This is a genomic window from Priestia sp. P1_B12_1 (genome assembly GCF_056406695.1).
The window spans coordinates 572,540-594,021 of record NZ_JBFTZR010000002.1 but is presented as its reverse complement, the minus strand read 5'-3'; the positions used below and the strand labels follow the sequence as shown (position 1 = coordinate 594,021).

Sequence of the window (21,482 nt, the reverse complement as noted above, 5' to 3'; positions counted from 1 at the left end):
AGTTACGCAGATAAAAACCATCACGTGATGGTTGACATAGTTAAAGGAGGTGGTATTCTGATGGGGTTGCGACATACAAAATTGGCGAACTTGCAGAGATGGCACATGTAACGAAACGCACGGTTGACTATTATACCAACATTGGTTTGTTAAAAGCAGAACGCTCTGCTTCTAACTATCGCTTTTATAACGAAGAAGCGCTGAAACGTCTTTACTTAATTGAAAAATTAAAAAGCGAAGGCCGTTCTCTTGAAGAGATTTCTTCTCTATTTTCTATAGAGCAATCCGAGAATAGCCACTCCAAAGACGAATTAGCATCCAAATTTTACGTACTAAACGACAGTTTAAAAGAAGTTGCACCGCTTATGGAAAAGCTGAATGAAGAAGATCGAAAAGTAATGATGAATCGGCTCTCACCAGAAAGCGTCACTCTTTTGCACTCTTTACTGCTGCTGCTGTCGTAAATTTATTATTTACAGGAGGTGTTTACTTACTTTATAGCATTATAAAGTAAGTATATTCATTGATAACCATTAACTTAATTATTTTTGCGATTTTAATTGTACTCACTGCTTTTTTCGTTGCTTCAGAGTTTGCAATTGTGAAGCTTCGTAGTTCACGGGTAGATCAACTTGTTGCTGAAGGAAAAAAAGGAGCGAATGCGGTTAAAACCGTGACGACACACTTAGATGAATATTTATCTGCGTGTCAGCTTGGTATTACGATTACTGCTTTAGGACTCGGTTGGTTAGGAGAACCGACTGTTGCGAAGATTGTAGAACCCCTGTTTGAAAAAATGGGTGTTGCTGCATCTTTAACACATATTCTTTCATTCATTATCGCATTTGCGCTTGTAACGTTTGTTCACGTAGTCGTTGGTGAATTAGCGCCAAAAACATTTGCGATTCAAAAAGCTGAAACAGTTACGTTATTGTTTGCTCGTCCGTTAATTTTATTCTATAAAATTATGTTCCCCTTCATTTGGTTACTAAATGGTTCTGCCCGTTTATTAACTGGGATGTTTGGATTAAAGCCAGCTTCAGAGCATGAACTTGCGCACAGTGAAGAAGAGCTGCGCATTATTTTATCAGAAAGTTTTAAAGGCGGGGAAATTAACCAGTCTGAATATAAGTACGTGAACAACATTTTCGAATTCGATAACCGTGTTGCTCGCGAAATCATGGTACCAAGAACAGAAATTTCAGCTGTTTCTGAAGACGACAGCATTGAAGATTTCTTAAAGCTTGCTGTAGAAGATCGCTACACTCGCTACCCTGTTACCGTTGACGGAGACAAAGATAACATTATCGGCTTAGTCAACGTTAAAGAGATTCTAAACGATGTCGTAATTAACGATGCGTTAAAAAAGCAAAGCGTGAAGCTTTATATGAATCCTATTATTCAAGTAATTGAAACCGTAGCGATTCAAGACCTACTGCGCTCGATGCAAAAGAAACGTACGCATATGGCTGTGTTGATTGACGAGTACGGCGGTACGGCTGGTATCGTTACCGTTGAAGATATTTTAGAAGAAATCGTTGGAGAAATTCGAGATGAATTTGATACAGATGAAAAGCCGCTTGTTCAAAAAATCAGCGATCAGCATTTTGTCTTTAACTCAAAAGTACTGCTTGAAGAAGTCAACGAAGTGCTTCATATCGAAATTGAAAACGACGATATCGATACAATTGGCGGCTGGATGCTAATGCAAAATATCGATATCCAGGAAAGCGAATCGTTCAAACTTTTCGGATACGAGTTTATCGCAAAAGAAATGGACGGTCACCAAATGAAAGAAGTAGAAGTACGTGCCCTTCCTGAAGAAGAACGCGTGCAGCCTGAAAGTCATTCACCAGAACAAGAAGTTACACAAGCATAATAGAAAGAGCCGCTTCTTTATAAAGCGGCTCTTTTTTTATTATTACTTTATCTTAATTATGCAGCAGCTTATACACAACGTTCTCTTCTGCCTCTTCCCCAGTCTTTTCCTTCGCTTGGTCCATCGTGCCGACAAATTCCAGCTTTCCTTCCTTTAAGACCGCAAACCGATGACACACATCTAAGATTTCATTCAAATCATGGGTAATATAGATAATCGTCTTTCCTTTTGCCGCCAGCTGTTTAATATAACGAATGATCTCAAGCTTGGACTGCAAATCAATTCCGACCGTCGGCTCGTCCATTAACAAAACGGACGGTTCATGAATAAGTGAAACGGCTATGTTGAGCTTTCGCTTCATGCCTCCTGATAAATTTTTCACTTTTTCCTTCCATCTTCCTTCGAGCTGAACAGCTGAGCAAAGAGACTGAAGCTGTTCATTCGACAGAGAGCGTGAAGTCATTTTACTCCACATTTTCATGTTTTCTTTTACGCTAAGCTCTTCCCACAGCGCTATGTCTTGTGGAACGTAGCCAATGACTTCTCGAATCGCTTTTTGATTTTTCTTAAGCGATAAGCCTCCAATCGTGACCTTCCCGCTTGAAGGAGCCGTAATGGTAGACAAAATAGACAGAAGCGTCGACTTACCAGCGCCGTTTGGTCCTAAAAGACCAATGACTTCTCCACTTTCTACGGTCAGCGTAACATTTGCTAACGACCGTTTTTTTCCGTATGTTTTGCTAACATTGTTAATTTCAATCATTTGATGCTCCTCACATTCCACACTAGTTTAAACGCGCACAAACATATACATGCAATGGAAACAGCTATCTCTTTCCAAATGAACGTAAGCGGCAGTGCATGCTGATACAGAAGCAGATGCTGCGGAAGCCACTGACTTATTCTTTCAATCGTTGCAGAAAGCTCTCCTACCGGGAAAAAGCTCCCTCCTATTATACTGAGTCCTGTGACCATAACAACGCTGATCATATAATAAGATCCAACTCGCTTACTTTCACTTGCAAGCCACGTGCTAAAAGCAACGCACACAATCACATAGATACACATATACAGCAGCACACCGTAAGACTCTACTCCATAAAGCCATTTAAATAGAGTAAAGCTTATGAGAGCTTGAAGCACGTATAGCACAGCATAAGCGGCGCTGGCGCTTCGAATATAACCGTAAAGTCCTTTTTGCATCGTTTTCATTCGTTTGAAAAGGTGCTTCCGCTCTTTAATCATCCAATCTGATGTGATGCAGCAAAGTAAAAGCGTAAAGAATCCCCATAGCGGCACGTATCCGGTCATTTGAACGTTCCCTTGCTTCGTAGGCTTCGTTCCTTGCGCCTCGTAATCAATTGTCATCAGCGGCTTTGGCTTCCACTGGTTATCAGTATAACGATACGCTTCTTTCCATAAATCCGGTTCTGCATGAATGTTATAGACTTTATATAAAAAACGCACTTCATTTGCCGCTTTAACATTTGTCGTTAACCTTGTCACTTCACTCGCCACAACTTCTCGAACCGCTTCTGTGGCAACGGAAGAAGGCAGCGTGAGCAAATCAATGACCCCTTGATAATTCCCCGCTTCTACTTCTTGTTGAAATCCGTTAGGAAACATAAAAATGCTGTCAATTTTATTTTTTGCCAGCTGCTTTCTCGCTTGTTCTTCGTTCAGAGAAAGAAACTGAATTTCTGTTGTTTTCTGTAGTCGATCCATCACTTGTTTAGACATTTTGCTGTGATCTTGATCGACAAGAGCAACAGGTATTTTCGAATCACTTTGTACTTTTGCTAAAAACGAGCTGCTAATAATCGTTCCTATTAAAGGTAAAAAGAAAATCATAATAACAAGCATAGGGCGCTTCAGCAGCTGCTTTATTTTTTCACTGATCATTTTCTCCACCGCCTTTGCAAAGTCATCACGTAGCCAACAGCAAGAACAAAACTTCCTGCTGCCGTAATGAGAATAGGCTTAAGGTGAAGAAAAGCTTCGTTTGTGTTATATCCATCAAACTCATAAAATAACAGCTCCAAGACACGGGTGTTGAGTGACCATTTCTGGAAACCACTCGCCCAGTCCGGTAAATAGACGACCGGCACAACATGTCCGCTTAAAATCGCACTCAGCAAAATAAACAGCAAACCGGTTATTTGATAAGCTTTTTGTGATAAAAAAAGAACCCGAAGCAGTAAAAACAAACATAAAAAAGCAAACAAAATTCCGCTTACCCCTAAAAAAAGCTCTCCGTACGTACCGGTTACAGGAAGTTTCAATCCTTTAAGAAGGCTTCCAAACAAAACGACGGATACCGGTAGCAAAAGAACATACAGAGCCGTCAGCTGCGCTAAATAAATGTGGACAAATGATACACCTCTTGTTTTCATTCGAGCCAGCACGGGAGAAGTCTGCGTTTCACTAGCAAGCAGCCAGCCGCCGTAGCTCCAAATCATAAGCAGCAAAGCAGCAAAAGATAGGACGTAATATTGCTTCATATCCTGCTGAAAGAAACTCGTTTCTATTTGTTCATCAAATAAACTTCCTCGATCTAACACGTGAAGCCCAAACGTCACCAAGCTTTTCTTAAACTCTGCGCGTCTATTTTTATCGGAAACATTTTCTTTTTCTAAAAAGGTATCAACCGTATTAATACCGCTTTGAGCAGCTGATGTGTAGTCGGCTGCACTTTCCATCACATAACGAAAGAGCTGTGACTGAAGCGGCTTATTGCTATTTCCAATGACGTGTAAAGGCTGATTTTTTCCATGAGCAATATCATGACTAAAACCTTTTGGCAGCGTCACAATGGCTGCCACTTTATTTTGCTGCAGCAGCTGTTTAGCTTTCTGTTCATTCGTGTAAAGAGGCTTCATGATCTTGCGAAGCTTACCTTCAGTCAGCTGTTCGATGACGTACTTCGTTTGTGCAGTATCATCTTTATCCACAATTGCCACGGGGAACCGATTTACTCTCTCCTCACCTTGCATGGTCTGACTAATAATGATCCCTGCTCCAAGTAAAAACAGAGCAGGGATCATTATTAGCAGTATGAGAGATTTTATATTTTTCAATAGAGCTTTACATGTAAAAAGAGTCAAAGAGAAATATATCTTCATCTGCTTTGCACCTTTTAGTAACCAGCTGTTCCCATATTCATCATGAGACCTTGAACATTTTTAGCGAAATTTTCTTGAATTGACAGCATATCTTCAGGCGTTACATCTTTTACGTTTGTCGCATTAGATGCGTCAAGCTCTGGAATAGCTGCTGATTTTTTTAATTGAGAAGCAGAGTCAATTTTTAACGTAACGTTTGCCGGATCTGCTTTTGGTCCTATTTTTGTACGAATATCAAACGAATAATCTGCTTTTCCTTTTGAAGCACTTATTGCTTGATTCTGCTTTACTTCCCCGTTTACTACTAGATCTTCTTGATCACCTAAGTCTAAAGAGAAAGTACGGTCAGCCGTTTGTTTCGCATCGGTTTTACCATTGATTACTGAATCCATTTTAAACGTCATATTCGTGTCTTCATCTTTTGAATCTTTTGTTAACAAATGAATAGACATGTTTTCTTTTCGTTTTTCACTTTCCGTTGTTACGTCATTTTTCATATCAAACGTAAACGCATCATCGGTAGTGCTATCAGTTAGAACTGCTTTAAACTGCTTAGCCGTTTTGTTATCTTCATACGGAATATTTTTAGTCACTACGTTAAGTTTGCCTTTATCGTTAGAAGCATTTTTTACACCCATGTCCATATCGCGAGCTACCACAACATCATCTTGAACGTACACAGTTGATTTAACACCGCCAGGGTAAGTCGTATCTTTTGCTTCTTTTTGGAAGTCTTGAAGACTTTCTTTTACTGATTTTTTCAATTCTTTTGGATCTGCCATATCTTTTAATTCTGGATTCGTTGCTGCCGAAGATTTAAACAGCTTAGATACGTGATTTGCATAGATGGTATGAAGCTTGTCATCTTTTGCTACCTTCGCAATAAGCTTATCCATAAATTGTTTTGTTTCTTTATCAGACATGTTAAGCGTCACGCTTGTTAACTGAAGCGTTTTGCCATTTGTTTTATAATCCACATTTTTTTCTTTTGTAAAATAATCGCTGTCTAGCTGATCATAAATGAACGTTCCGTACTCTTTTGCAATGTAAGTCTTTTCTTTTTCCGTTAACTTTAAGTCTTCTAAACTCACGTTGCTTGTGTTAATATCAAGCGTTTCAGGACCTGAATAAGAAGGATCGAACTTACGCGCTACCTGCCCATATTCGTCTAAGTTTAAATAGAAATATTCATTTGCTAGAATAGGGGCTTTAAAGCCTATTCTTTCTTTCGTTTGAAAACCTTCTAGATCAAGCGCTTTTGAACCGCCGATATTAAGAGCCAGTGAACCGTATCCTTCACTTTTTTTCGGATCTTGTTCCGCTTTAATTTTAATTTCAGCTTTACTGATAAGGTCTTGAATCATTTTAAAGCTTGGATCATATGAAAGTGAATCCATGTTAAAGCCGCCTTTGATAGTAGCATTTGTAGTAGAAGGCTGCTTCATCGCTTTTTCCTGATAAGCCATCGTTTCACTGTACTTTGTTTCTAATTCATCAGCTGCTTTTTGATACGTGTTTACTTCAGAAATTAAGTATAATTGCTTAGGAGATTTTTTAAATACCGTAGCAAATGTAATTGCTCCTCCAATAATCACAATTAAAGCTGCTAAAATGATAATCCATTTAGCCGGCGCTTTTTTGGGAGCGGGCGCTGTTTCTAGCGAAGCCGCTGTTTCGTCTGTTGTTCTGTTTTGATCTTTCTCACTCATCTACACCAGAACCTCCTATGTATTTTGTTACTCACTTTGTACATGATAAGGAATGGTTTCCATAAATTCTACTACTTCGACAAAATAAGACAATAATTAGTCCGATAAACCGATGTCTTTCGGTGCAATATCGTGTGCAAAGTACTCTACTTAAGTACCCAATATATTGAAAATAAAACCAATTATTCAAAACTATCTCAATAACTATTAAAATAGGTAAATGACTTAACTTCTTATTTTATTACAATATATTCCTATTTTTAAGCATTTACACCTAAGAATTACGAATCGGCGTTTTTCTATAGTCGATTCTTTTTCCTTTAATCACATACAGGTGATATCTATGTACGCCTTTATGAAAAGATGATAAAAAAGCAGCGTTTTGTTCCATTTCGAAAGGGAAATAATATATAAGAAAGCTTTTTTCTTGCCGGTGATGTAAAAATCGAGTAAAGTATTGCTAAATACATTTTACACAATTTAATTTGAGGATAGAAAAAGGAGGATATCATTATGAATATACGCGTCACTCCTTCTGCAAAAGAAGCGTTGCGGAACGTAGAACAAAATCAAATGATTCAGCTTTCTTTTGATCGAGGAAGCTGCGATATTGTTAATACGATTTATGAAATGAAGATCATCTCAAAGCGCAGCCTTCAACCCTATGAAAAAGTTATAACGGTTGAAGACTTAGAATTTATTGTTGATGACGACATGGAAGAAGTATACGACAATGAGCTGGTAATTGATCACGCAGCAGGTGCTTTTGTCTTCAAAAATCACAACCAAATTTTTAATAACCGCGTAGGATTGCGCTATATCAATTCATAGAAAAAAGCAGGAAACTAACTCCCTGCTTTTTTTCTTGCATATGTTAGGAAACTCGCTTCTATCGATTGACTTTTAAGCGCTCTTGGATAAATAACAACACGTTCACAAGGCTGTTTTCTTCATATACATTAACCTGCTGACGCTTAAATTCTCCTTGTTCATGGTAGTAAATAATATCTCCTATCCCTTTGTCTTCATTCATATGTAAATGAAAACTAAGCGGCGTCGCCAAAATAGATCCATCTTCATCTCGCTGAAGAATTTGACATAGCGTTTGATTCCCTTGTTTTTCAGATAAAAAATCATAGCCAAATTGATGTGCTAACTTCTCCACTTGTGCAGCAATAAGAGCTGTAATCGGTTGATTGTCTTCCATAAGCAGTATTTCTCCTTACTTCATCTCATTAGGGTTTTCTTATTAGTATACTATACCTTAAACTTCTGGAGCTAACGACTTAACCTGTGCATATCATGACCACATGTCCATCCGGATCTTTTATCGTAAAAAACGAAAAATCATCAAAAGAAGTAATCGGAGACTCAATCGTATAGTCCATCCCTTTAACAAATTCATACGCTTCTTTAATATCTTCCGTATGGAAATTAAAAATTGGATGAGGGCTAGCCACTATTTGTTTTTCTGTTCCTTCAGGACCCGCGTCTAGTGTTAACCCCGTTTCTCCATCAATGTTAAGATTATAAACGGGGTCCTTCACCTCGCTCATCTTGTATTCTTGACTCAGTAACTCGCTATACCATTTTACTGAAGTTTTTAAATGAGATACGTGGATAAATACCGTATTCATTTTATTGAAGACAGGACTCGACATTTTTAATCCTCCTTTTTGGTTTTGGTCCATTCTATACCATTATCCACGTATCATTTTATACCTGCTATTCCCTTAACTTTTGCCCATATATACAAAAAAGCTTGCGAATACTATTCACAAGCTTTTTCTTCATGAAAAATATGTATGCTGTACAACTACAATCACAACCGCAATTAAAATCGAAGGCAGTAAATTCGCAACTTTAATTTTAATAATTTCTAATAAATTAATTCCAATCGCTAAAATTAACACGCCCCCTACTCCTGTGACTTCGGCAATGATACTATTCATTAAATCTTGCGGTACAACCGCATTAATTTGCGTGGCAAATAACGCAATGATGCCTTCGTATAGAAACACGGGCACTGCTGAGAAAATGACGCCTATTCCAAGCGTAGTCGTTAATAATAAGGAGATAAACCCATCCATCACCGCTTTTGTAAACAATACGCTGTGATCGCCGCGTATTCCGCTGTCTAATGCCCCTACAATCGCCATCGCTCCAATGACAAAAATTAATGTCCCTGTTACAAAGCCCTGTGACATACTGAATGTTTGCTTGTCATTTTGCTGTGATTGAAATTTTCGTTCAATCATATTGCCTAGAAGGTTTAGCTTTTCATCTAAATCAATGAACTCACCAATAACCGCTCCAATGGCTAAGCTCAAAATCACAATTAAAAACTGATGACTTTTAAAGCCCATTTGCAAACCGAGCGTAATAACGGATAACCCCATCACTTGCATCACCGTCACGCTTACTTTTTCAGGAATGCGGTGAGCAAGCTTGCCCATTAATGTTCCTACAACAATTGCTAATCCATTGACTAATGCTCCTATAATAAACATGCCGTCACCTTTACCATGAATAATGCCGCTTCTTTTTTCATTTGTTCTACTCCCTCTCTGCTCCGCACTAGCTGTATCAAACACACTAAATTTTAACATAAAATTCTTTCAATTATGAAGAAAAGAAAAAAGAGATTGAAACGTAACTAGATTACCCCCATATAAAAACGAACAAATAGGATACATGAGCTGATTGCTTGCGACAACGCTGTTGATTTTCGTGCAAGGCTTCGCTTTCCGCGGGCGGGCGCTGAGCCTTGCCCTCCAATCAACAGCCAGAAGCAACTAAATAGATTAAATCTACGTTCACCATCACAATAAAAAGATCCGAACGCTTCATCGTTCGGATCTTCTTTTAACTAGAACAGGTTTGTTCCAGCCCTCTTATTAAAATGTAATAACGTCTTTTGTGCCTTGCTTTTGGTAGCCTGTTTTTAACAGCTTTACTTCTTTATCCGCTGGCAAGTTGGTAAATACAACTGGTGTCACAATAGACGGTGCATGCTTTTTAACATAGTCTACATTCACTTGTAAAAGCGGCGTCCCTTGTTGAACGCTGTCGCCTTCTTGAACAAGCGCTTCAAATCCTTCGCCTTTTAAATTCACGGTATCTAATCCAACGTGAATGAGGATTTCAATTCCTTCGACTGTTTTTAAGCCAATCGCATGTTTTGTTGGGAACACGGTCATAACTTCACCGTTAATCGGTGATACGAGCGTTCCTTCAACAGGTTCAATCGCAAAGCCGTCGCCCATCATTTTTTGTGAAAACACTTGATCTTCTACTTCACTAAGCGGCTTTACAACGCCTTCAAACGGTAACACAAACTCTGTGTGTACGTCTGCTTGAACAGCCTGTTGTTCAACAGGTGCAGCGGTTGACGCTGTGCCGTATTTAACTAATTGATTCATTGCGTCTGCAACAAACTCTACTTCTGTTCCGACAATGACTTGAACATTTGTTTTGCTGAGCTTCATGATTCCTCTCGCTCCGTGACGCTTTAAGGCTGCTTCGTTAATGTTGCCGGCATCAGCTACTTGTAAGCGAAGACGAGTCGCACAGTTATCAATTACGGTTAAGTTTTCTTTTCCGCCTAAATCTTCAATAAAATACGATGCCATATCCACATATTTATCGCCTGTTGCTACAACCGTTTCGTTTGATGTGTCTACTTCTTCATCATCTTCACGTCCCGGCGTTTTTAAATTTAATGCTTTGATCAGCGTGTAGAAAATGACAAAGTAAACCACTGCATATACAATTCCAATTCCCGCTAACAGCAGCGGTTTTTGTGAAATTCCGTAGTTTAAGAAGAAATCAATGGCCCCTGCTGAAAATCCAAATCCAGCGTGAATACCAAGAGCAACGGCTAAAGCCATTGATATTCCTGTTAAAACGGCATGAATAACGTATAATAACGGTGCTACGAACATAAATAGAAATTCAATTGGTTCCGTAATTCCCGTTAAAAAAGAAGTAACCGCAAGTCCGATTAACATACCGCTGACTTGTTTGCGCTTTTCTTTTTTAGCTGCTGCGATCATCGCAAGCGCAGCTGCCGGTAAACCAAACATCATAACCGGGAAGAATCCAGACATAAATGTTCCTGCCGTTGGATCGCCTTTAAAGAAGCGATTCAAATCTCCCGTTACGCCGTGATAGTCTCCGAATACAAACCATACTAAGCTGTTTAACACGTGATGCAGTCCAATTGGAATCAACAGACGGTTTAAAAATCCGTATATACCTGCACCAAGCGCTCCTGCTCCTGTAATCCACGTTCCTAAGTTGTTAATTTGATCTTGAATCGGCGGCCAGATAACCCCGAAGATTCCTGCAAGCGCGAGCATAACGACTGACGTAATAATCGGTACAAACCGCTTTCCTGCAAAGAAGCCGAGCCACTCTGGCAGCTTAATGGCTGAGAAACGATTGTATAGTAAACCAGCCGTTACCCCCGAGACAATCCCGCCGAGTACACCCATGTTAATATCTTTATCAATAGCTACAGTACCTTTTGTTAACACAAAATAACCGACCACTCCGGCAAGTGCTGCTGCGCCGCTTCCATCTTTTGAAAGCCCTACAGCAATACCGAGTGCAAACAGTAGTGCTAAATTCGCAAAAATTGCATCTCCGGCTTGAGCCATAAATGGAATATCCAATAAGTCCTTTTGACCCAAACGAAGAAGCAATGCCGCAGCAGGTAATACTGCGATTGGCAGCATAAGCGATTTACCAATACGTTGTAAAAAATTCAGCATGTTTCTATCCCCTTTGTATAACGTATTTAACCCGATGTTACGAGCAAGGATTTTCGTAACAATATTTATCGGATGACAAGTTACCGCATTCATCCCCGGCCTATGATTACATCATTAGCTGAAATAACGGCGGTTTTACTGCATGGACTCATACTAGCACATAAAATATATAGTTGTCTATACCAATTTTCTTTTTAAAAACCTCTCTATATCAATGTTAAAAGCCCTTACAAAACTTTCTAGTTCACAAAAAAGATTCAACTGGTCTAGACAACTATTCCAAAAAGCGTTACACTTAAATCAATACAACGAGCAAAGGAGTGTATGTATGGATACACATTCATCCATCATTATTTATAATGTAACCGTTTATAGTGAAAATCAGACATTAAAAAACGGGTATATTAAACTAACGAACAAGAAAATTACTGAAATCGGAGAGACACATCAATACGTCCGTCAGCCGAATGATCATGTGATTGAGCTTTCTCCTTCCTATAAAGTGATTCCTGGTGCCATTGATGTGCATATTCATGGCGTTAACAATGCCGATGCAATGGACGGTACAGCAGAAGCATTAAAAACAATGGCGCGCACGCTCCCAAAAGAAGGTACAACAAGCTTTTTAGCAACTACTATGACGCAGTCGAATGAAGCGATTGAAAAAGCGCTTCGCAACGCGGGCGCTTATATCGAAGAACAAACGGATGCGGATGCTGAAGTAGTTGGTATTCACTTAGAAGGTCCGTTTATTTCACCAAAACGTGCGGGTGCACAGCCCCCTACTCACATTCAAGATCCGAATGTGGCACTGTTTCAAGAATGGCAAAAAGCAGCCGGAGGACATATTAAACTTGTAACATTAGCTCCGGAGCAGCCAAACGGCTTAGCGCTTACTTCTTATTTAAAAGAAACAAACGTCGTCGCTTCTATTGGCCACTCCGACAGCACATATGATCAAGTTGGTGAAGCCATCGAAGCAGGAGCTTCTCATATTACGCATTTATATAACGGCATGCGCGGTCTTCACCATAGAGAGCCGGGCGTATTAGGGGCCGCTTATTTGAGAGCTGAATTATTTGTAGAGCTGATTACAGACGGCATCCACTGCCGACCTGAAATGGTCAAGCTTGCGTACGATCAAATTACAAGTGAACGCATGATTCTTATCACGGATTCTCTTCGTGCCAAATGGCTAAAAAACGGTACGTATGATTTAGGAGGACAGCCTGTTCACGTAAATGACACGACTGCTACCCTTGCAGACGGAACGTTAGCAGGAAGCATCTTAAAGATGAACGATGCGATTAAAAACACGATGAGCTTTACGAACTGCTCATTAGAAGACATCATAAAAATGACCGCTGAAAACCCAGCAAAACAGCTTAATCTGTTCGATACAAAAGGAAGCCTTAAAATTGGAAAAGATGCGGATATCGTGGTGTTAAATGAAAACTTAGATGTTGAAATGACATTTTGCCGAGGCACATTGAGCTTTCAAAAGGAGGACTAACAATGAATATCATCCAAGTGAAAAACTACAGTGAAATGAGTGCAAAAGCAGCTGATATGCTGATTAGCAAACTTCATGAAAAACCAAATATGAATCTGGGACTTGCAACGGGAGGTACGCCGAAAGGATTGTATGATCGTTTAATTCAAGATCATAAAGAGCACGGCACGTCTTACAAACACGTTACTTCCTTTAACTTAGATGAATATGTCGGAATGAAGCCGCAAGATCCAAACAGCTATCACTACTATATGGCAGATGCGTTATTTAATCACATTGATATTGACGTAAGCAACACGCACGTTCCTAACGGCCTAGCTGATACGCCTGAAGAAGAATGCCGCCGCTACGATGAAATGATTCAAAATCACGGAGGCATTGACCTTCAGATTCTTGGAATCGGCCAAAACGGACACATTGGCTTTAACGAACCTGGTACGTCATTCAACTCTCCTACTCATATTGTGACGTTAGAAGAGTCAACGCGAAAAGCGAATGCGCGCTACTTTAATTCTCTTGACGAAGTGCCTACTCAGGCTATTACAATGGGCATTGAATCGATTATGAAAAGCAAAGAAATTTTACTGCTTATCTCCGGGGAAGCCAAAGCAGAAGCGATGTATCAGCTGCTTAACGGAGAAATTACAGAAGACTTCCCTGCTTCTATTTTAAAGAAGCATCACTGTGTTACAATTATTGCGGACCAAGAAGCTTTAGCTAAAGTATCGACTACGGTTTAATTTATAGCCTCCTCGTCTTTTTTAGATGAGGAGGTTTACATAAAGGAGAGAACTTAAGTGATTGATAAAAGCTCACCTCTTCCGATTTATTATCAAATTGAAGAACAGTTGAAAAAACAAATTGAAAACGGAGAGTTAAAACCAAATGATTCGCTTCCTTCTGAACGAGAGTTTGCAGAACGATTTGAAATCAGCAGAATGACCGTTCGCCAAGCGATTAACAATTTAGTAAACGATGGTTATTTATACCGTCAAAAAGGTCGCGGCACCTTCGTATCTGAAAAAAAACTGGAGCAGCAGCTCGTTGGATTAACGAGTTTTACAGAAGATATGAAAGCGCGCGGAATGGTACCAAGCAGCAAGCTGCTGAGCTTTGAAATTATTGCGGCTTCAGAAAAAATTGCCGATCAGCTGCACATTTCTCTTCATGCACCTGTTTATGAAATCAAGCGTATTCGTTTAGCTGACGACGTGCCAATGGCGCTTGAAAGCGTGTATGTATCCGCTAACTTAGTCAAAGGCTTAACAGAATCCATTGTTAACGACTCTCTCTATCGCTATATTGAAGAAGAGCTCGGGCTGAAAATTGGCGAAGCCAATCAAACGCTAGAATCCATTTTAGCTTCTGAAACCGAAGTGAAGCATCTTGGAATCAGCTCATATTCACCGGTTCTACTGATTCAACGAAATACGTATTTGCAAGACGGTACGCCGCTTGAAGTGGTGAAGTCTTCGTACCGAGCAGACCGCTATAAGTTTACGATTAACATGACACGATCTTAACTAAGGAGTTTTTTTATGTCTAGTTTATATCTACAGGAACTAACAAAACTGCTTGCTAAAGTGGAGGCGCATGAACAGCAGGCAATGGAATCCGCAGCCGAGAAAATCTCACAGCAACTAGCTTCTCATCACCTCATTCATTTATTTGGGTGCGGTCATTCTCATATTTTAACGGAAGAAGTGTTTTACCGTTCCGGAGGGCTTGCACCGATTCATCCTATTTTTGTAGAAGAACTGATGCTTCATAAAGGAGCTTCGCGCTCTTCACAGCTAGAGCGTAAAAACGACTATGCAAATACCTTTATGGAAAAAGAAGATATCGTACCAGGTGATATCATGATCGTCATTTCTACGTCGGGCGTAAATCCCGTTCCGATTGATGTGGCTTTAATTGCAAAAGAAAAAGGCGCCTTTGTGATCGGGCTTACCTCTCCTTCTTATGCCACAAGCCGGGCTTCGCGACATAAAAGCGGAAAATACCTTCATGATGTCGTGGATCTTGTTATTAATAATCACATTCCAAAAGGAGACGTTCTTCTTCATCAGCAAGACATTTCTTTCGCTTCTGGCTCGACAGTAATTGGAGGCGCTATCTTAAACGATATCTTATCTAGAACCATTCAAAAACTGCTCAGTCGCGGCATCACCCCTCCTATCTTTTTAAGCGGAAACATGGAAGGTTCAGATGAACATAACCAGCGATTGATTGATGCTTACAAAGGAAGAATTACTGCCCTATAACAGCCCCTGTGGCTGTTTTTTTGCACACAAAAAAAAGATGCTTGAAAGCATCTCATCAAAGTCGGACTGTACGATTTGGACTAGATCTCCTCTTTATCAGTAGAAGTCTTGTTCACAGCACCATAACCTACTTATCCGACATAATTACTATGTTTAACATAAGTATACTCTTTTATACCTTAGGTGTCAAATAAGTTATAAGAAATTTCGTAGGGCATTCATTTGAAGATTTTTTTACGGTAATGTTCTAGCTGGCTTTTAGCTTCTTTCATAATTGTCGTATGTATGATTTCATCCGTAATGTTAAAATAATTGTCTCCGTACTGATAGTCATCTATCATATCACTAATTTCAAGCCAACCTACTAACTTCGTCGGACAGTCGAGTTCAATGAACATGTTGTATAAGTGATTGGCTTCTGTTAGCGCTCTCTCTTCATGCTGCACAATCGTTTGAAGCCGCGTATAAATCAGGTAATCTGTACATTCCTGTTCACTCGGTTTCAATAAGAAAAGCTCTTTTAAAGTACGCTGAAAATAATCTTCTATTTCAAAGAGATTATAAGGTGGTTGGAGAGAAGCTAAAATAGAAAGAGATAAAGAATCCTGTTCATGCTCCAGCATAGAAAGTGCCCATGGTAAATAATGTTTTTCCGCTGTGACACTCTTTTGATAAATATAATAAAAGAGCTCGCATGTATCCATAGAACTCCTCCTTCCTTTTTCGTGCCGATACAATTTCGAATAGTTTACCATACCTATAAATTTTACATGTAAATCCCTGCCGAAGCTTTATATAAGTTTTATTGTGCATCTCACAAAAAAGAACCTGCATCAAAACTGATGCAGGTTCTTCCCTTCATATCATGCTAATTATTTCATGTTCATTTGCCCTTGTGAGGCCCTTTCGCTACGTATATCGGTTCATAACGAGAGTGCCAATTGTCAGATCAGAATATCTGCTTTTCATGTGAGGTAATACGTTTGCTGAAGTTGCTGTTAAGTATTCCAAAACTAAACCAGTCCCTTCATGAAGCTAAGTATTTACCTTTCACAGTAGCCTTAGAAAAATTTCTATCAGCTCTGTACTATCTGTATACCACGTTTCAATTGAACTAAACTAAAAAATTCATTTTAATCAAAAAATTCTTATCACAGGGATACAACCATTAACAGCGAATTACAAATGGAGCTTTAATCCTTCATGAGAAGCAGTAAATCCGAGCTTTTGATAAAAACGCAAAGCATCTGACCGTTGCTTGTCGGTTGTTAATTGTATCAACTGACAATTACGTTCTTTCGCTCGTTCAATCGCCCATGTAATGAGCTGATATCCAACCCCTTTACCGCGCTGTGACGAAGCGGTTCGAACTCCTTCAATCGTTGCTCTCCACCCGCCTTGTCGTGCAATGTGAGGCGTAAAGGTTAGTTGTTGAACACCTATTACTTCACTATCTTTACATGCGACAATCAGTTCATTGTTTGGATCCGCATCAATTGCCTGAAATGCTTGAACATAACAGGCGGGAAGCGGTGATTCGTAGCGCTCTCGTTTGCTTCCAAGCATATCATCAGCAAGCATTTCAACAATTTGATCTAAATCTTCCCGCACCGCTTCTCTAAAGGTTATTTCTCCCATTTCACACAGCACCTTTCCCGTATCTATTTATGATATTAAAAAGAACACTGACGAACAAGCTCAGAACCGATGCCAAGAACAAAGCAGCCGCTAAAGCACCAAGACCCATTCCTTCAAAGCCGCCAACTCCAAATATGCTATATAGAAATAGAAATATGCTTATTAGCATGCTGCTAAGTGAAATTCCGTACTGCACGGGTGAGTTCTTTCTATAGAAGAAATACGACGCACCAAAAAGCAGAACAAAGAAAGCACCCATTAATCCAAATAAAGAAATCATTTACACCCTCCTCCTTACTTTTAAAAAAGGAATTTATATCCATTATATACTATCATTTTTATTTATTCTATCTATATTAATAGCCCTGCAGCCACAACTAAATAGACATGACCAAAACGGCCATGTCTATTTTTCTACTATATTAAAAAGAAAGTTCTTTGAACCAAAAAGAATAAGGGGCTAAGCAAGCTTCATCAATTTCATTCATACGTTTTTTACATCGCTGCAGCACCTCAGCAGGAATGTGTCTCTCTAAGTATGCAGATTCTCCGTTAGCTTGAATCGTTTCTTCTACTAGCTCTTCAAATACATCTAAGCATGCTAAAAACTGCGGAAAAGTTGTATTCACGAAACGCTCGCAGTCATCGTTGGACGTATCGAGCAGCACAACCGAACCGTTTTTTTGATGAAGACAAATTGGATCTCCAGCGCCTGTTGTTCCTAAAAACCAATAGTGCTGGTAGCGAGATGATAACTCAAATGTTTCGCATAATGTTGTTAGCTTTCCTTTGGATGAAACGAACTCTAGAAATGGTGAAGCTTCTTTGGGCAATCCTTTTTCTGTTAGCAACTTCTTTGTCTCTTCATCAATATCAAGGGGTGCAAGCTGTTCGGCATCAAACTTCATTCGTTTTTCCTGTCGTTGCATCACATTTGACAACTTCTTTCACTCCTTTTCACCATTTGCTCTTTCTTTGCTTTTGTTTATTATAAAAGAAATCCAGCTCGTATTATATGCTACAAATGAACTTAATTAGACTGAAAATTTTTCCAATCTTTATTTATATAGCCCGATTTCCTCTTTATAAACACAGGTAAAAAGAAACCGATCAGATTTTCTCCAGTGAATTCTGCTTTGAAAAATAATTCTCATTCCCTTCTTCCCTTTTCAGCGTACTCTCGCCTCTTATAAACAGGCTCAATCTTTATTATTCCAATTTTTTCTACTTTTTGCAACTAGGACTTATCTCACCATTTCTTATGCGAGATTAATAACTTGACAAAATAATAAAATAAGCAACAGTAATTATTTACAAATTTTTAAACTTTATGGTTTAATAGGTATGTAATTCCTGTTTTTTACTATATTTTTTTGGAGGTTTAACATGAAAAAAGGGTCAATTTATCGTTTTATTGCTTTTGCTTTAATGTTCACCTTGTGTTTTAGCCAATTAGGCTTACTGAAAACACAAGCGGCAGGCAATCCACCTGCTAATGAAAAAACATTAAACATTGATAAAGCAGCAAAAGGAACATTTACAGAACCAGAACAAACACATTGGTACAAAATTAATCCTTCTAAGCAAGAGGTAGCAAAGTTTTCACACTACCGAATTAAGCTTCAAAGTGATGATGAAGTAAACATCACGGTTTACTCTAGTCTTGAAAATGCCAAAAACAACGTGGCATTTGACCGTTATATGGGATACTCCTACAAAGACGAGCCTGCTCAGCTTGATTTTCCAATCGCCTGGACTGGCCCTTATTATGTGAAAGTTGAGTATTATGGAGATGAAGATATCATCATCGAAGACGATACAGAAGAAGATGGAAAAACACCTTCTGAACCTCAACCGGAATTAAAAACAGAAGTTCCTTACACAATCAGCTATGAAGGCGCTTCACTTCCCCCTTCTCAAATGGAGGCAGAAGAATGCCCGGCTGAATTAAGTACAAGCCAAAAAGAAAATGGAAAAGGTATTTTAAAAGATTTGCGTACGATTCGCGACGCTGTGCTTTCAAAAACAGCAAGCGGAAAAGACCTTTCTTCTCTTTATTACAAAGCCGCTCCGTTTATCAGCTCTAAAATAATTATCGACAAATCAATGCGCGAACAAGTATACAAAGATTTAGTTCAGCTAAAAGGTCTATTTACAGATGTGGCGAAAAACGGCGCATCAAGCACGTACATGATTACAAGTGCTGATCAAAAAGCAATCAATGATTTATACAGCATCGCTTATAAATCCGTTCCGGCTGCTTTAAAGAAAGACTTAGAAAAAGTAGCAGCACAGACAAAATTAAAAGACGTAACGGACTTAAACGTATCGTCTGTATTAGTAAGAGCTAAGTTAGTCAGCGCAAACAGCGTTTCAACAAAAGCTGAAACTCGCTATATTGTTAAATTAAAAGATGGTGCAAATGCTAAATCATTCAAAACAAAAGCACAGTCAAAATCAGCAAGCATTGAATCTATTAATCCATTAAAACAATCAGCTGCTTCTTTTGATAATATGTTTGTTATTCAATTAGATGACAGCAATGCAAAAAGCTTCAGCACGTCATCTGCTCAAGGTAAAATGACGGCAAAACAAATTCAGGCACTTCCTGAAACTGAATTTATCGAGCCGGTTCAAGAGTACCACGCTCTTTCAATGGATTCACAATATCCGTATCAATGGTCATTAAACAATACGGGTAAAAATGACGGTACGCAGCATGCCGATATTCAATACGAATCACTTGAAAAATTACTAAACGGTCAAAAATTAAAAGATACGGTTATTGCCGTTGCGGATACGGGTGTCGATTCATCACTAGCTGATTTAAAAGGCGTAGTGGATACAAAAACAGGCTATAACTACGTGGATCGTTCGTCGAATGCAACAGACGACAACGGACACGGAACTCACGTAGCAGGTATTATCGCAGCCTCTGCAAACAATAACTATTCAATGGCCGGCATTAATTCTCATGCAAAAATTTTACCGGTTAAAATTTTAGACGCATCTGGAAGCGGAGATACAGAACAAATTGCGTACGGTATTAAATACGCGGTTGATCACGGTGCAAAAGTCATTAACTTAAGCCTTGGCGGATCTTACAGCCGCGTGCTTGAATATTCGTTAAAATACGCATACGATCATAACGTAACGGTTGTAGCTGCAAGTGGAAACGACGGTATGGAAGAACTCTCTTACCCTGCTTCATCTGCCTATGCGATTTCAGTAGGCGCATCAAACCGTTTAGATATCGTATCTGACTACTCAAATTACGGAAAAGGATTAGATATTACAGCTCCTGGCTCTGATATTCCAAGTCTTGTTCCAGACGGAAACGTCACTTATTTAAGCGGAACATCAATGGCAACGCCTCACGTGGCAGCCGTTGCGGGATTATTGCTATCACAAAACCCAGGCTTAAAGCCAAAAGACGTTGAAAAACGCCTAACGGATACAGCGAAAGATATTAAATTTGATGAAAAAGATGCTCCTGTATACGATGATGAAGAAAGTCCAGCAGAACCCCCTGCTCCAGGCTACGATTACGTATCAGGATGGGGACGTTTAAATGCGTACAGCGCGGTAAGTGCACAGCAGCTGCAAGCGCAGGTAAATACATTTGTCAGCACGCAAAAAATTGTTACAGGTAAAGCTCAAAGCGGTTCAACTGTTAAAGTATTGAACGGCTCAAAAACACTTGGCACAGTGAAAGCTGATACAAAAAATACGTTCTCTTTGAACATTCCAGCTCAAAAAGCTGATACCGTTTTACAAGTAGTTGTCACAAATGGAAAAGCAAGTACGAGCATTCGTGCAGTTGTTCAAAAAGCACCTGCCAAACCAGCGGTAAAAGCCGTAACGAATAAAGATGAGTACGTAACAGGAACGTCTAAAGCGAATTTTACGGTAAATGTTAAAAACAGCGCTAAGAAAGTGATTGCTTCAGGAAAAGCTGACGCAAAAGGCGCGTTCAAAGTAAAAATTCCAAAACAAAAAGAAAACACAGTCTTGTACATTACGGCTACAAACAGCCAAAAACAAGAAAGTGAAGAAGTAAAAGTAACGGTGCGTGACGTTATTGCTCCAAGTGCACCTAAAGTAAATCCGGTCAGCGACGCGGATACAGCTATTAAAGGAACAGCTGAAGCAAATGCATCTGTTGTAGCGAAAGTAAACAATAAAGAAATCGGCAAAGCAAAAGCCAACGCAAAAGGCCAGTACAGCATTGCCATTAAAAAACAAAAAGCAGGTACAGCAATTAGCGTAACAGCAGCAGACGCAGCTAACAACACAAGTAAAGCTACGACTGTAAAAGTGAGCGATAAAACACCCCCTGCTGCACCAAGCGTCAATGCTGTCACAACAAAAAGCACGGCTGTAACAGGTAAAACAGAAGCAAATGCTACCGTAACGGTAACAGTAAACAAAAAAAGCATTGGCTCTGCTGCTGCTAACAGCAAAGGACAATACTCAGTAAAAATTAAAAAGCAAAAAGAAAAAACAGTCTTAAGCGTAACGGCAAAAGACAAAGCGAATAATACGAGTAAAGCAACAACAAAAACGGTGACAAAATAAAGAA

Annotated in this window: 20 protein-coding genes; 8 read left to right on the top strand and 12 right to left on the bottom strand. The window is 39.3% G+C overall.

Going from position 1 to position 21,482, the window contains the following annotated elements; all coding sequences use genetic code 11:
* Window positions 1–98: 98 nt before the first annotated feature.
* The gene (locus AC1D0Y_RS08455) at window positions 99–464 is read left to right on the top strand and encodes a MerR family transcriptional regulator (protein ID WP_013055894.1); all 366 of its coding nucleotides are present in this window, start codon (window positions 99–101) and stop codon (window positions 462–464) included.
* 59 nt (window positions 465–523) lie between these two features.
* Window positions 524–1,879: a hemolysin family protein gene (locus AC1D0Y_RS08450; RefSeq protein WP_013082163.1), complete on the top strand. Its 1,356-nt coding sequence runs from the start codon at window positions 524–526 to the stop codon at window positions 1,877–1,879.
* A 52-nt stretch (window positions 1,880–1,931) separates the two neighbouring features.
* Here the strand turns inward: AC1D0Y_RS08450 and AC1D0Y_RS08445 are convergent, their stop codons facing one another.
* From AC1D0Y_RS08445 to AC1D0Y_RS08430, 4 genes are read right to left on the bottom strand one after another with little or no spacing between them, the layout of a single operon-like run.
* On the bottom strand, window positions 1,932–2,642 hold the full coding sequence (locus AC1D0Y_RS08445; RefSeq protein ID WP_477707495.1) for an ABC transporter ATP-binding protein: 711 nt from the start codon (window positions 2,640–2,642) through the stop codon (window positions 1,932–1,934).
* Entirely contained in the window at window positions 2,639–3,781 is a 1,143-nt protein-coding gene (locus AC1D0Y_RS08440) for an ABC transporter permease (RefSeq protein WP_477707494.1), read from the bottom strand. Before AC1D0Y_RS08440 ends, AC1D0Y_RS08445 begins: the two co-directional genes overlap by 4 nt.
* Window positions 3,778–5,001 carry an ABC transporter permease gene (locus AC1D0Y_RS08435; RefSeq protein ID WP_098333634.1) on the bottom strand — a complete coding sequence of 408 codons (1,224 nt, stop codon included), beginning with the start codon at window positions 4,999–5,001 and terminating at the stop codon, window positions 3,778–3,780. The genes AC1D0Y_RS08440 and AC1D0Y_RS08435 overlap by 4 nt, the downstream gene beginning before the upstream one ends.
* A 14-nt stretch (window positions 5,002–5,015) precedes the next feature.
* Window positions 5,016–6,710, bottom strand: a complete 1,695-nt coding sequence (locus AC1D0Y_RS08430) for a DUF6583 family protein (protein WP_060746678.1) — start codon at window positions 6,708–6,710, stop codon at window positions 5,016–5,018.
* Window positions 6,711–7,223: 513 nt separating this feature from the next.
* Between AC1D0Y_RS08430 and AC1D0Y_RS08425 the strand changes: the two genes are divergently transcribed.
* The gene (locus tag AC1D0Y_RS08425; RefSeq protein ID WP_477707493.1) at window positions 7,224–7,541 is read left to right on the top strand and encodes an iron-sulfur cluster biosynthesis family protein; all 318 of its coding nucleotides are present in this window, start codon (window positions 7,224–7,226) and stop codon (window positions 7,539–7,541) included.
* A gap of 58 nt (window positions 7,542–7,599) precedes the next feature.
* On the opposite strand, the gene AC1D0Y_RS08420 is transcribed toward AC1D0Y_RS08425, so the two are convergent.
* From AC1D0Y_RS08420 to nagE, 4 genes are all read right to left on the bottom strand, one after another.
* Window positions 7,600–7,917 carry a hypothetical protein gene (locus tag AC1D0Y_RS08420; protein WP_060746677.1) on the bottom strand — a complete coding sequence of 106 codons (318 nt, stop codon included), beginning with the start codon at window positions 7,915–7,917 and terminating at the stop codon, window positions 7,600–7,602.
* Window positions 7,918–7,996: 79 nt separating this feature from the next.
* Complete coding sequence (locus tag AC1D0Y_RS08415) at window positions 7,997–8,371, bottom strand: VOC family protein (RefSeq protein ID WP_477707492.1); 375 nt, start codon at window positions 8,369–8,371, stop codon at window positions 7,997–7,999.
* A gap of 129 nt (window positions 8,372–8,500) precedes the next feature.
* Window positions 8,501–9,220 (bottom strand): DUF554 domain-containing protein, encoded by a 720-nt coding sequence (locus AC1D0Y_RS08410; RefSeq protein WP_028414221.1) that lies wholly within the window; start codon window positions 9,218–9,220, stop codon window positions 8,501–8,503.
* A gap of 387 nt (window positions 9,221–9,607) precedes the next feature.
* Entirely contained in the window at window positions 9,608–11,485 is a 1,878-nt protein-coding gene (gene nagE, locus AC1D0Y_RS08405; RefSeq protein ID WP_477707491.1) for an N-acetylglucosamine-specific PTS transporter subunit IIBC, read from the bottom strand.
* A 328-nt stretch (window positions 11,486–11,813) separates the two neighbouring features.
* Here nagE and nagA point away from each other — a divergent pair, with 328 nt between their 5' ends.
* From nagA to AC1D0Y_RS08385, 4 genes are read left to right on the top strand one after another with little or no spacing between them, the layout of a single operon-like run.
* Window positions 11,814–12,998: an N-acetylglucosamine-6-phosphate deacetylase gene (gene nagA, locus AC1D0Y_RS08400; RefSeq protein WP_477707490.1), complete on the top strand. Its 1,185-nt coding sequence runs from the start codon at window positions 11,814–11,816 to the stop codon at window positions 12,996–12,998.
* Window positions 12,999–13,000: 2 nt separating this feature from the next.
* A complete protein-coding gene (nagB, locus tag AC1D0Y_RS08395; protein ID WP_033578330.1) occupies window positions 13,001–13,738 on the top strand; it encodes a glucosamine-6-phosphate deaminase in 738 nt (245 codons plus the stop codon).
* A 57-nt stretch (window positions 13,739–13,795) separates the two neighbouring features.
* On the top strand, window positions 13,796–14,521 hold the full coding sequence (locus tag AC1D0Y_RS08390) for a GntR family transcriptional regulator (protein WP_028407832.1): 726 nt from the start codon (window positions 13,796–13,798) through the stop codon (window positions 14,519–14,521).
* A gap of 15 nt (window positions 14,522–14,536) precedes the next feature.
* The gene (locus AC1D0Y_RS08385; protein ID WP_477707489.1) at window positions 14,537–15,262 is read left to right on the top strand and encodes an SIS domain-containing protein; all 726 of its coding nucleotides are present in this window, start codon (window positions 14,537–14,539) and stop codon (window positions 15,260–15,262) included.
* 218 nt (window positions 15,263–15,480) lie between these two features.
* Here the strand turns inward: AC1D0Y_RS08385 and AC1D0Y_RS08380 are convergent, their stop codons facing one another.
* The 4 genes from AC1D0Y_RS08380 to AC1D0Y_RS08365 form a co-directional block, all read right to left on the bottom strand.
* Window positions 15,481–15,966 (bottom strand): hypothetical protein, encoded by a 486-nt coding sequence (locus AC1D0Y_RS08380; protein WP_477707488.1) that lies wholly within the window; start codon window positions 15,964–15,966, stop codon window positions 15,481–15,483.
* Window positions 15,967–16,441: 475 nt separating this feature from the next.
* Window positions 16,442–16,900 carry an N-acetyltransferase family protein gene (locus tag AC1D0Y_RS08375; protein WP_477707487.1) on the bottom strand — a complete coding sequence of 153 codons (459 nt, stop codon included), beginning with the start codon at window positions 16,898–16,900 and terminating at the stop codon, window positions 16,442–16,444.
* Between the two features lies 1 nt (window position 16,901).
* Entirely contained in the window at window positions 16,902–17,180 is a 279-nt protein-coding gene (locus AC1D0Y_RS08370) for a YesK family protein (RefSeq protein WP_377257950.1), read from the bottom strand.
* 142 nt (window positions 17,181–17,322) lie between these two features.
* Window positions 17,323–17,832, bottom strand: a complete 510-nt coding sequence (locus AC1D0Y_RS08365) for an SUKH-4 family immunity protein (protein WP_225049769.1) — start codon at window positions 17,830–17,832, stop codon at window positions 17,323–17,325.
* A 454-nt stretch (window positions 17,833–18,286) separates the two neighbouring features.
* On the opposite strand from AC1D0Y_RS08365, the gene AC1D0Y_RS08360 reads away from it, so the two are divergent.
* Window positions 18,287–21,478 carry a S8 family peptidase gene (locus AC1D0Y_RS08360; RefSeq protein ID WP_477707486.1) on the top strand — a complete coding sequence of 1,064 codons (3,192 nt, stop codon included), beginning with the start codon at window positions 18,287–18,289 and terminating at the stop codon, window positions 21,476–21,478.
* Window positions 21,479–21,482: the final 4 nt, after the last annotated feature.